This is a genomic window from Pseudomonas sp. BN411 (assembly GCF_029871235.1).
Lineage (GTDB): Bacteria > Pseudomonadota > Gammaproteobacteria > Pseudomonadales > Pseudomonadaceae > Metapseudomonas.
The window spans coordinates 119708-131329 of the sequence record NZ_SSOM01000067.1 but is presented as its reverse complement, the minus strand read 5'-3'; the positions used below and the strand labels follow the sequence as shown (position 1 = coordinate 131329).

Below are 11622 nucleotides of genomic sequence, written 5' to 3'. Positions count from 1 at the left end.
CGCAGCTGGCACAGGGACGTGCCACCCACTTCTGGACCACCGATCAGTAACTGCCAGGTGTGCACCTGATCAAAAGCTCTAAAAAAGCGCGATCTCCGTCGATTTCCCCCACCTCAAAACGACTATTCCGCTGAAGGCAATCTTCTGCAATTTCTTGCCTTTGACTTGGTCTAACTCTGGTACTAAGGTGCTTGCCTCGCCTATTCCCAGGCCTCTTTTCCCCTGCCAAGGAACCGGAATATGTTGCTCCGCCGCATGCTCATCATGCTGGGGGTGGTTGCCCTCGTGGTGGCCGCCCTTGCCGCCTATAAATTTCTCTCGATCTACCAGCAGATCCAGCAATTCTCTGCGCCCCAGCCTCCCATCAGCGTCTCCGCCGAGAAAGCCGTCGAGCTGCCCTGGCAAAGCCGCCTACCGGCCATCGGTTCGCTGAAAGCCTTCCAGGGCGTCGACCTCACCGTGGAAGCCAGCGGTACTGTCCAGGACGTGCTGTTCCTTTCCGGCGAGAAGATCAAGGTCGGCCAGCCGCTGATCCAGATGGACAGCGACGTCGAACGCGCCAGCCTGGCTACCGCCGAGGCCGAACTGTCCCTGGCCCGCGTCGAGTTCGAGCGGGGCCGCAGCCTGGTCAGCCGGCAGAACATCTCCAAGAGCGAGTTCGACCGCCTGTCCTCGGAACTCCAGGCCGCCACTGGCAAGGTTGCCCAGCTCAAGGCCCTGATGGACAAGAAACGCATCGTCGCGCCCTTCGCCGGCACCATCGGCATCCGCCAGGTGGACGTAGGTGATTTCCTTTCCTCGGGCACCATCATCGCCACGCTGCAGGACCTCAACACCCTGTTCGTCGACTTCTTCCTGCCGGAGCAATCCGCGCCGCTGCTGAAGGTTGGCCAGAAGGTGCGCATCAGCGTTGCCGCGTTCCCGGGCGAATTCTTCGAGGGCGACATCGCCGCGCTCAATCCCAAGGTCGAGGAAGCCACCCGCAACCTGCAGGTGCGCGCCGTGCTGCCGAACCCCGATGGCAAGCTGCTGCCGGGCATGTTCGCCAATCTCGAAGTACTGCTGCCGGGCGACCAGGAGCGCGTCGTGGTTTCGGAAAGCGCCATCACCTACACCCTCTACGGCAACTCGGTGTATGTGATCGACGAGAAGAAGAACGCCGAGGGCGAACCCGAGAAAGGCCAGGACGGCCAACCTCAGCTGGTGGTGGAGCGCCGCTTTGTCGAAACCGGCGAACGCCGCGACGGCAAGGTCGTGGTCCTCAAGGGCCTCCAGGCTGGCGAAGAAGTCGTGACTTCCGGCCAGCTCAAGCTGGATAACGGCTCCCACGTCGCCATCGCGCCCGACCAGACCCTGTCCAATAATCCGGACAAACAAGCCCGCGCCCAATAAGCGACAGACGCGCGAAGGAACGGAACATGGCTTTCACAGATCCTTTCATCCGTCGCCCGGTACTGGCGACCGTGGTCAGCCTGCTGATCGTGCTGCTGGGCTTCCAGGCCTTCAGCAAGCTGGTGATCCGCCAGTACCCGCAGATGGAAAACGCCCTGATCACGGTGACCACCGCCTACCCCGGCGCCAATGCCGAGACCATCCAGGGCTACATTACCCAGCCGTTGCAACAGAGCCTGGCCAGTGCCGAAGGCATCGACTACATGACGTCGTCGAGCCAGCAGAACATGTCGGTCATCCAGATTTATGCACGCATCGGCGCCAACTCGGACCGCCTCTTCACCGAGCTGCTGGCCAAGGCCAACGAGGTGAAGAACCAGCTGCCGCAGGACGCCGAAGACCCGGTGCTCTCCAAGGAAGCGGCGGACTCCACGGCGCTGATGTACATCAGCTTCTACAGCGATGAGCTGTCCAACCCGCAGATCACGGACTATCTGTCGCGGGTGATCCAGCCCAAGCTGGCCACCTTGCCGGGCATGGCCGAAGCGGAGATCCTCGGTAATCAGGTCTTCGCCATGCGCCTGTGGCTGGACCCGGTGCGGATGGCGGCCTACGGCATCACCGCCAACGACATCAACGACGCGGTGCGCAAGTACAACTTCCTCTCCGCCGCCGGCGAGGTGAAGGGCCAGTACGTGGTCACCAGCATCAATGCCACCACCGACCTCAAGTCCCCCGACGCCTTCGGCGCCATCCCGGTGAAGACCGTGGGTGACAGCCGTGTGCTGGTGCGCGACGTGGCACGGGTGGAAATGGGCGCGGAGAACTACGACTCCATCAGCTCGTTCGACGGCATTCCCTCGGTCTACATCGGTATCAAGGGCACACCCAGCGCCAACCCGCTGGACGTGATCAAGCACGTGCGCGCGATCATGCCGGAGCTGGAATCCCAGCTGCCGCCGAACCTCAAGGTATCCATCGCCTACGACGCCACCCGCTTCATCCAGGCCTCCATCGACGAAGTGGTGAAAACCCTCGGCGAAGCGGTGCTGATCGTGATCGTGGTCGTGTTCCTGTTCCTCGGCGCCTTCCGCTCGGTGCTGATCCCGGTGATCACCATCCCGCTGTCGATGATCGGCGTGCTCTTCTTCATGCAACTGATGGGCTACTCCATCAACCTGCTGACGCTGCTCGCCATGGTGCTCGCCATCGGCCTGGTGGTGGACGACGCCATCGTGGTGGTGGAGAACATCCACCGGCACATCGAAGAGGGCAAGACGCCCTTCGATGCCGCGATCGAGGGCGCCCGCGAGATCGCCGTGCCGGTCATCTCGATGACCATCACCCTGGCGGCGGTGTACGCGCCCATCGGATTCCTCGAGGGCCTGACCGGTGCGCTGTTCCGTGAGTTCGCCCTGACGCTTGCGGGGGCGGTGATCATCTCCGGCATCGTCGCCCTGACCCTGTCGCCGATGATGTGCTCCAAGCTGCTGCGCCACGACGAGAACCCCACGGGCCTCGCGCACCGACTGGACATGATCTTCGACCGCCTCAAGCGTCGTTACCAGCACGCCCTGCACGGCACCCTCAACACCCGTCCTGTGGTGGTGGTGTTCGCGGTTATCGTGCTGTGCCTGATCCCTGTACTGCTGAAGTTCACCAAGAGCGAACTGGCCCCCGACGAAGACCAGGGCATCGTCTTCATCATGGCCAAGGCCCCGCAGCCGACCAACCTGAACTACCTGAACGCCTACACCGAGAAGTTCGTGAAGATCTTCAAGGAGTTCCCCGAGTACTACTCCTCGTTCCAGATCAACGGGTTCGACGGGGTGCAGTCGGGCATCGGCGGCTTCCTGCTCAAACCCTGGGATGAGCGCGAGCGCACCCAGATGGAACTGCTCCATGAGGTGCAGGGCAAGCTCAACGAGATCCCGGGCCTGCAGATCTTCGGCTTCAACCTGCCGTCACTGCCGGGGACGGGTGAAGGCCTGCCGTTCCAGTTCGTGGTCAACACCCCCAATGACTACGAGTCGCTGCTGCAGGTGACCGAGCGGATCAAGGCCCGTGCCGTGGAGTCGGGCAAGTTCGCCTTCCTCAACGTCGACCTGGCGTTCGACAAACCGGAAGTAGTGGTGGACATCGACCGGGCCAAGGCCGCGCAGATGGGCGTGTCCATGGAGGACCTGGGGTCGACCCTGGCGATCCTGCTGGGCGAAGGTGAAATCAACCGTTTCACCATCGACGGCCGCAGCTACAAGGTCATCGCCCAGGTGGAGCGCGCCTATCGCGACAATCCGGGCTGGCTGAGCAACTACTACGTGAAGAGCGACAGCGGCGCCATGGTGCCCCTGTCGACCCTGATCAGCGTGCACGACAGCGCCCGACCGACCCGCCTGAAGCAGTTCCAGCAGCTGAACTCGGCGATCATCGAAGGCTTCCCGACGGTGAGCATGGGCGAAGCCATCGACACCGTGGCACAGATCGCTCGCGAAGAAGCGCCACGCGGTTATGGCTTCGACTACGCCGGCGCCTCGCGCCAGTACGTGCAGGAAGGCAGCGCGCTCTACGTCACCTTTGCGTTGGCGCTGGCGATCATCTTCCTGGTGCTGGCTGCGCAGTTCGAGAGCTTCCGCGACCCGCTGGTGATCCTGGTGACGGTGCCGCTGTCCATCTGCGGTGCGCTGATCCCGCTGTTCCTCGGCTGGTCGAGCATGAACATCTACACCCAGGTGGGCCTGGTGACGCTGATCGGCCTGATCAGCAAGCACGGCATCCTGATCGTGGAGTTCGCCAACCAGCTGCGCCGCGAGAAGGGCCTGTCGGCCCGCGAAGCGGTGGAGGAAGCCGCCGCCATCCGTCTGCGGCCGGTACTGATGACCACCGCGGCCATGGTGTTCGGCATGGTGCCGCTGATCATCGCCACCGGCGCCGGCGCGGTCAGCCGCTTCGACATCGGCCTGGTGATCGCCACCGGCATGTCCATCGGTACGCTGTTCACCCTCTTCGTGCTGCCTTGCGTGTATACGCTGCTGGCGAAGAAGGACCTGCAGCCCGAAGGCCAGCCGGCGACCAGCCACTAAGCCCGGACGCGATAACGAAAAAGCCCCGCAATTGCGGGGCTTTTTTCTTCATCGTAGGGTGCGCCGTGCGCACCGCCTCTGAGCCTGAATGGGGATTGAAGGAAACCGGCACCGCCGTTGGCCCGCGGCGCACCCTACCCGAGTGGAGTCTTCGGAGAATCCGTCCGTCACTCCTGGCCGCGTAGCCCCTGCGCCAGGCCGAACATGAACAGCAGCAGGTTCTGGTCCGGCTGCACTTGCGCCTTCAACCGCGCATTGGGCGGTAGCGGGCAGTAACCCAGGCCATTGACGCTCACCACGGAGGGCGAAGGCTCATGCCAGGCAGCCACCGCCAGGGAGGCCAATCCCAAGGCGCCGACGAGAAACAAAGCTCGCGTGACTTCTAACTTCATGATCGCAACCCCTTGATAGCGCTGCCAAACGCTGTTTCATAACCGTAGATCAGCAACAACCCGTGTGCCCAATGCAGCGACGAATGGTGCCTTTACCTCCCCAGGCCGTTCGCAGGCGCGTGGCCCACTGCCGGGCCTTCTCCGGCTCCATCTGGCCAGCCGAAAGACTGCCGCCCTGGTTCAGGCGGTCGAGGCTAGCAGCCGATTGTTGCAGTTCGAGTGAACGGGAACTTCAGGGCGGGCCGGGGAATGCTGGCTGGCCAATGTAGCCCGCAACTGGTGAAAAAATCGTCAAGAAGCGGGATTGGCGTTTCCCTTGAGGTCCACCTCGAAACGGCAACCCGTAGGTTGGGAGGCACTCAGGCTGACGGTCCAGCCCTGGTTGTCGCAGATCCGCTGTACCAGTGAAAGGCCCAGCCCAAGCCCGTCGCCACGCCTGGCAGGCCCCCGGACGAAGGGGCGGAACATCGCCTCGCGATCCTCCTCGGGGATGCCGACGCCGCTGTCCTCCACGACGAATCCATCGTCCTTCAATACCAGGCGGATGCTGCCGCTGTCGGTGTAGTGCAGGGCGTTGCGCAGCAGGTTGCCCAGCACCGAGCGCAGGAAAGAGGCGTTGTAGCGACGCTCCTGGGGCTGCCCCGGCTGATATTCAAAGCGCAGCCCCTTGTGCTCAATAGCGCCGCGCCATTGGCTGGCGAGGTCATCGGCCACGCTGCTCAAGCTCGCCTGGGGCGCCACACTGGCCTCGTCGCGCTGGGAGCGCGCCAGCATCAGGAAGGTCTGCACCAGGTCGCGCATTTCCTCGGTGGCACGGGCGATACGCTCCACCTGGGTGCGGCCCCGGGCATCGAGGCTGGGGTTTTCCGCCAACAGCTCGCAGGATGTGGCCAACACCATCAGCGGCGTACGCAACTCGTGGCTGACGTCACTGGTGAAGAGGCGCTCGCGGTTCAGAACGTCATGCAACCGGCCCAGGGTGTCGTCGAAAGCCTGGGCCAACTGGCCCACCTCGTCGGAGGCGTAATCCGGCGCCAGCGGCGGCGCCATACCCAGCAACTGGTCGCGATGGCGGACCTGGCCGGCCAGGCGAACCACGGGCTCGATGACCTTGCGCGCCAGCAACCAGCCCAGCAGCAGGGCCAGCACCACGCTGATTCCGAAGCCGACCATCACCACGCGGTAGAGCACCTGCTCACGAGCTTCGAAATCGCTCTGGTCCTGCAGCATCACATAGCGCCGGCCATCGATCTCGCGCACCAGCGCGTGATAGGAGTTCTCCCCCTCAAATACTTCGTGGAACCCGAGCTTCAGACCGGCGAGGTCTTCTGGCAGCGCGTAGGGGCCACGTCCATCGCTGCTGTAGAAACGGGTGTCGCTGTCCAGGCTGGGCGTCCGGCCCTGGGCGATGTTCTGGGTCAGGACCCGCGTGAGCTCGTTGTTCAGGTCGCGGGAGATCAACTGCTCCTCGATCACGTGCACCACCTCGATGATCCCCACCGCGAAGGTGCCGCCCACGAGTGCGGTCATCAGTACGAAGGCGATGAGAATCCGTCGAGCGAGGCTCTGCTTAAACTCCATCGGCCGACTCCGCCAGACGGTAGCCCAGCCCATGCATGGTGTGCAGCAGCGGCTTGCCGAAGGGCTTGTCGATCACCTGGCGCAGTTGGTGGATGTGGCTGCGCAGGCTGTCGCTGTCGGGACAGTCGTCTCCCCACAACGCCTCTTCCAGCGCTTCGCGGCGCACCAGGTGCGGGCTCTTCTGCATCAGCACGGCGAGCAGCTTGAGACCGATGGGATTGAGCTTGAGCGTCTTGCCCGCGCGGATGACCTCCAGCGTGTCCAGGTCATAGCTGAGATCGGACACCTTCAGGCTGCGCTTGCCGCCGCCCTGGGAACGACGCAGCACCGCCTCGATGCGGGCGGCCAGCTCGGACAATGCGAAAGGTTTGAGCAGGTAGTCGTCAGCACCGGACTTGAAGCCCTGGAGCCGGTCGTCCAAACCATCGCGGGCGGTGAGCATGATCACCGGCGTATCGCGCCGGGCTTCTTCGCGCAGGCGACGGCAGAGGTTGTAGCCATCCAGCCCCGGCAACATGATGTCGAGCACGATCAGGTCGTAGTGCTCGTTGCTGGCCAGGTGCAGGCCGGAGAGCCCGTCCCGCGCACAGTCGACGCTGTAGCCCTTGAGTTCAAGGAAGTCGACCATGTTGGCGAGGATGTCGTTGTTGTCTTCGACTAGCAGGATCCGCATCGGCTCAACTCCATTCAACAGCCCAGTGATAGCCGCTTGCCGGCCAACGCACCTTCAATTGGGTTTCCCGTGGAAGCCCCCATCGGCGCCCAGTCACCGATCATAACCACGCTGCGTGCTCCCGCGCATTCTCGCGGACAAGAAAAAGCCCCGCACAAGGCGGGGCTTCTTCAGACCGGATGGCCGGGTGGCTTACATCATGCCGCCCATGCCGCCCATGCCGCCCATGTCAGGCATGGCCGGGCCGGCCTTGTCGTCAGCCACTTCGGCAACCATGGCCTCGGTGGTGATCATCAGGCCGCCGATGGAGGCAGCAGCTTGCAGAGCGGAACGGGTGACCTTGGCCGGGTCCAGGATGCCCATTTCGATCATGTCGCCGTACACGCCGGTAGCAGCGTTGAAGCCGTAGTTGCCGGAACCTTGCTTGACCTTGTCGACCACTACGCTCGGCTCGTCACCGGCGTTGGCCACGATCTGGCGCAGCGGAGCTTCAACAGCGCGACGCAGCAGGGCGATACCGACGTTCTGGTCTTCGTTGTCGCCTTTCAGGCCTTCGATGGCCTGCAGGGCGCGAACCAGGGCTACGCCACCGCCAGGAACCACGCCTTCTTCGACGGCAGCACGGGTAGCGTGCAGGGCGTCTTCAACGCGGGCTTTCTTCTCTTTCATCTCGACTTCGGTAGCCGCACCGACCTTGATCACGGCAACACCGCCAGCCAGCTTGGCCAGACGCTCTTGCAGCTTCTCTTTGTCGTAGTCGGAGGTGGTTTCTTCGACTTGCTTGCGGATCTGGGCAACGCGGGCTTCGATGTCAGCCTGGGCGCCAGCGCCGTCGATGATGGTGGTGTTTTCCTTGCTCAGGACAACGCGCTTGGCGTTACCCAGGTGCTCCAGGGAAGCGCTTTCCAGGGACAGGCCGACTTCTTCGGAAATCACGGTGCCGCCGGTCAGGATGGCGATGTCCTGCAGCATGGCCTTGCGACGGTCGCCGAAGCCCGGAGCCTTGACGGCTGCGACTTTGACGATGCCACGCATGTTGTTCACAACCAGGGTAGCCAGGGCTTCGCCTTCAACGTCTTCAGCGACGATCAGCAGCGGGCGGCCGGCTTTGGCGACTGCTTCCAGGACCGGCAGCATTTCGCGGATGTTGGAGATCTTCTTGTCCACCAGCAGGATCAGCGGGCCGTCGAGCTCGGCGACCATGGTGTCCGGCTTGTTGATGAAGTAGGGAGACAGGTAGCCGCGGTCGAACTGCATGCCTTCTACGACGGACAGTTCGTTTTCCAGGCCCGAGCCTTCTTCAACGGTGATCACGCCTTCTTTACCAACTTTCTCCATGGCTTCGGCAATGATGTTGCCGATGGAGTCGTCGGAGTTGGCGGAGATGGTGCCTACCTGGGCGATGGCCTTGGTGTCAGCGCAGGGCTTGGCCAGTTCTTTCAGCTGGGCAACGATGGCGATGGTGGCCTTGTCGATACCGCGCTTCAGGTCCATCGGGTTCATGCCGGCGGCAACGGCCTTCAGGCCTTCGTTGACGATGGCTTGAGCCAGTACGGTAGCGGTGGTGGTGCCGTCACCGGCAGCGTCGTTGGCCTTGGAGGCAACGTCTTTCACCAGCTGGGCGCCCATGTTCTCGAACTTGTCTTTCAGCTCGATTTCCTTGGCAACGGAAACGCCGTCCTTGGTGATGGTCGGAGCGCCGAAGGACTTGTCCAGAACCACGTTACGGCCTTTCGGGCCCAGGGTGGCTTTAACGGCGTCGGCCAGTACGTTCACGCCGACCAGCATTTTCTTGCGGGCGGAATCGCCGAATTTGACTTCTTTAGCAGCCATGTTGATCTGTCCTCAATTCTTTAGTGTGTAGGCGGAGATTCGCGAGACTCAGGCTTCGACGACGGCGAGGATTTCGCTCTCGCCCATCACCAGCAGTTCTTCGCCATCGACCTTGATGGTGTTGCTGCCGGAGTACGGGCCAAACACCACCTGATCACCGACCTTGACGGCCAGCGGACGCACTTCGCCGTTGTCCAGCAGGCGACCGGTGCCCACAGCGACGACTTCGCCACGGTTCGGCTTCTCGGCGGCCGAGCCCGGCAGCACGATGCCGCCAGCGGTTTTGGTCTCTTCTTCGCTGCGACGGATGACGACGCGGTCATGCAGAGGACGAAGCTTCATTGTCGATCTCTCCCAATAGTGTTGTTGCTCGACCGGTGCTCGCACCGGCGGGTTGGTAATGTCCGGCGGGGCCGGTTGCAGCGCGTCAGGCGCGCCGCTGGAATCTGACCTGCTGTCAGGCAGGAACCTTGCGGTGACGGATACATAGGGGCGCCTGGGACCATTTCAAGGGGCACCCACAAAAAAAATGCACTTTATTGGTCGCGGCGCTCGTATTCGCCTTCGATCACGTGCGGGCGGGTCTGGCCACTGCGAGCGGCCAGGTCGTCGGCGAAGGCGCGCTGGCGGATGGCCTGGGCTTCGGCGCGCTGGCGCAGGTTGCGGATGAACAGGCGGCGGGTAAAGGGGATCAGGCACAGCAGGCCGAAGATGTCGCTGATGAAGCCCGGCAACAGCAGCAGGCCGCCACCAACGGCGATCAGCAGACCTTCAAGCATTTCCTGCTCAGGCACCTCGCCGCGAGCCAGGCGCTCGCGGGCACGCCAGGCGGTGGCGACGCCGGCCACCCGCAGCAGGACGCTGCCGAGCACGGCGGTACCGATCACCAGCAGCAGGGTCGGCAGGACGCCGATCGCACTGCCGACCTGGATCAGGACAGCCAGCTCGATCAGCGGAAAGAGCAGGAACAGAAAGAGAAAAGCGCGCATCAGGGGTTTCCTTGGTGGAAGAACGGCTTCCGGTAATCCGTTAAATGAAGCCGCCCTCCTCCCAATTCAAGCCACCACCTCTCCACTGGTCGGCCAGGATTCGGCGCGAGCCAGCTGCACCAAGGCCTGACGGACCGCGCCAGGGTTGTTACAGGATGTTGGGAAGGGTAGCCAGTTAAGTGTCTGACCAATGCGTAGGTGGAATCCTTCAGAATCGATCCCGACCATCTCCGCGGCAGGCTCCTTCGGCAGCCCGGCCAGCTCCACATAGTGGGCGATGGCATTGGCGTGGTCGCTGTTCATGTGCTCCAGCATGCTGAGCTCGGCTTCACCGGCGAACGCATTGGCCAGCACCAGTTGATCCACCCAGTGGATGGCGCCGAAACCGCCGATGAAGCGAGCGCGCACCGGCTCCAGGCGCCAGAAATCGAAGTCGTGGGTGCGGTGGTAGTCCGCCGCATGGGGGAAATAGCGGTAATAACGGGTGGCGGCGGCTTCCACCTCGGCGCCTTCGGTGATCTGCCGCGCTTCGGCCAGCAGGGTCAGGCGGCCGGCGGCCTGGACATCTTCGGCGCCGCGCTCGCCCACCAGCAGGGAGCACCTGGCGTCTTTTTGCAGGTTATGGGTGTGCTGGGCGATGCGGCTGATGAGGATCAGCGGCCGACCTTCGGCGTCCAGGCAATAGGGAACCACTGATCCGAAAGGGAAGCCCGGCATGGCTTTGGAATGGGTGGACAGCACACCCTGGTATTCCTTGAGCAGCAATTCTCGTGCATGCTTTGCGGCTTTCACGCTCACCTTATGACTCCTCGCAAAGAATCCGTCGGAAACGGACGAGCGACCAGAATAGCGGTTTCAGGTCGCAAGCGGGGGCAAAGCGACAGATATTCGAGGGGATTCTCATGCAACTCAAAGACAAGGTCATCATCATTACCGGTGGTTGCCAGGGCCTCGGCCGTGCAATGGGTGAGTATCTGGCCGCCAAGGGCGCAAAGCTCGCCCTGGTGGACCTGAATCAGGAAAAACTGGATGAAGCCGTAGCCGCCTGCAAGGCCGCCGGTGGCGATGCGCGCGCTTACATCTGCAACGTGGCCAACGAAGAGCAGGTGACCCACATGGTCGCCCAGGTAGCCGAAGACTTCGGCGCCATCAACGGCCTGGTGAACAACGCCGGCATCCTGCGCGATGGCCTGACCATCAAGGTCAAGGACGGCGAAATGACCAAGATGAGCCTGGCCCAGTGGCAGTCGGTGATCGACGTCAACCTGACCGGCGTGTTCCTCTGCACCCGCGAAGTCGCCGCCAAGATGATCGAACTGGAAAACCAGGGCGCGATCATCAACATCTCCTCCATCTCCCGCGCCGGCAACATGGGCCAGGCCAACTACTCCGCCGCCAAGGCCGGTGTGGCTGCCGACACCGTGGTCTGGGCGAAGGAACTGGCTCGCTACGGTATCCGTGTGGCCGGCGTTGCCCCTGGCTTCATCGAGACCGACATGGTCGCCAGCATGAAGCCGGAAGCCCTGGAAAAGATGACCTCGGGCATCCCGCTGCGCCGTCTGGGCAAGCCGATGGAAATCGCCCACTCGGTCGCCTACATCCTGGAGAACGACTACTACACCGGTCGTGTCCTGGAGCTGGACGGCGGCCTGCGCCTGTAAGGCCAAGCCCCAAGGAAAAAG

Annotated in this window: 10 protein-coding genes; 3 read left to right on the top strand and 7 right to left on the bottom strand. The window is 63.0% G+C overall.

Going from position 1 to position 11622, the window contains the following annotated elements; translation table 11 throughout:
- The first annotated feature begins 240 nt into the window (after window positions 1–240).
- Both E8F06_RS13305 and E8F06_RS13300 read left to right on the top strand, forming a co-directional pair.
- Entirely contained in the window at window positions 241–1392 is a 1152-nt protein-coding gene (locus E8F06_RS13305; protein WP_280367870.1) for an efflux RND transporter periplasmic adaptor subunit, read from the top strand.
- A gap of 26 nt (window positions 1393–1418) precedes the next feature.
- Complete coding sequence (locus tag E8F06_RS13300) at window positions 1419–4472, top strand: multidrug efflux RND transporter permease subunit (RefSeq protein WP_280367868.1); 3054 nt, start codon at window positions 1419–1421, stop codon at window positions 4470–4472.
- Window positions 4473–4639: 167 nt separating this feature from the next.
- Here the strand turns inward: E8F06_RS13300 and E8F06_RS13295 are convergent, their stop codons facing one another.
- From E8F06_RS13295 to E8F06_RS13265, 7 genes are all read right to left on the bottom strand, one after another.
- Window positions 4640–4864 (bottom strand): hypothetical protein, encoded by a 225-nt coding sequence (locus E8F06_RS13295; RefSeq protein WP_280367866.1) that lies wholly within the window; start codon window positions 4862–4864, stop codon window positions 4640–4642.
- 291 nt (window positions 4865–5155) lie between these two features.
- Window positions 5156–6445 carry a HAMP domain-containing sensor histidine kinase gene (locus tag E8F06_RS13290; protein WP_280367864.1) on the bottom strand — a complete coding sequence of 430 codons (1290 nt, stop codon included), beginning with the start codon at window positions 6443–6445 and terminating at the stop codon, window positions 5156–5158.
- Window positions 6435–7118, bottom strand: coding sequence for a response regulator transcription factor (locus E8F06_RS13285; protein ID WP_280367863.1), 684 nt, complete (start codon window positions 7116–7118; stop codon window positions 6435–6437). Before E8F06_RS13285 ends, E8F06_RS13290 begins: the two co-directional genes overlap by 11 nt.
- A gap of 192 nt (window positions 7119–7310) precedes the next feature.
- Window positions 7311–8951, bottom strand: coding sequence for a chaperonin GroEL (gene groL / locus E8F06_RS13280; RefSeq protein WP_280367861.1), 1641 nt, complete (start codon window positions 8949–8951; stop codon window positions 7311–7313).
- Between the two features lie 48 nt (window positions 8952–8999).
- Window positions 9000–9293 carry a co-chaperone GroES gene (locus E8F06_RS13275; protein WP_028628402.1) on the bottom strand — a complete coding sequence of 98 codons (294 nt, stop codon included), beginning with the start codon at window positions 9291–9293 and terminating at the stop codon, window positions 9000–9002.
- A gap of 194 nt (window positions 9294–9487) precedes the next feature.
- Complete coding sequence (locus E8F06_RS13270) at window positions 9488–9940, bottom strand: FxsA family protein (RefSeq protein WP_280367858.1); 453 nt, start codon at window positions 9938–9940, stop codon at window positions 9488–9490.
- Window positions 9941–10006: 66 nt separating this feature from the next.
- Window positions 10007–10738: a HugZ family protein gene (locus tag E8F06_RS13265; RefSeq protein ID WP_280367855.1), complete on the bottom strand. Its 732-nt coding sequence runs from the start codon at window positions 10736–10738 to the stop codon at window positions 10007–10009.
- A 104-nt stretch (window positions 10739–10842) separates the two neighbouring features.
- Between E8F06_RS13265 and E8F06_RS13260 the strand changes: the two genes are divergently transcribed.
- Window positions 10843–11601: an SDR family oxidoreductase gene (locus E8F06_RS13260; protein WP_280367853.1), complete on the top strand. Its 759-nt coding sequence runs from the start codon at window positions 10843–10845 to the stop codon at window positions 11599–11601.
- Window positions 11602–11622 lie beyond the last annotated feature (21 nt).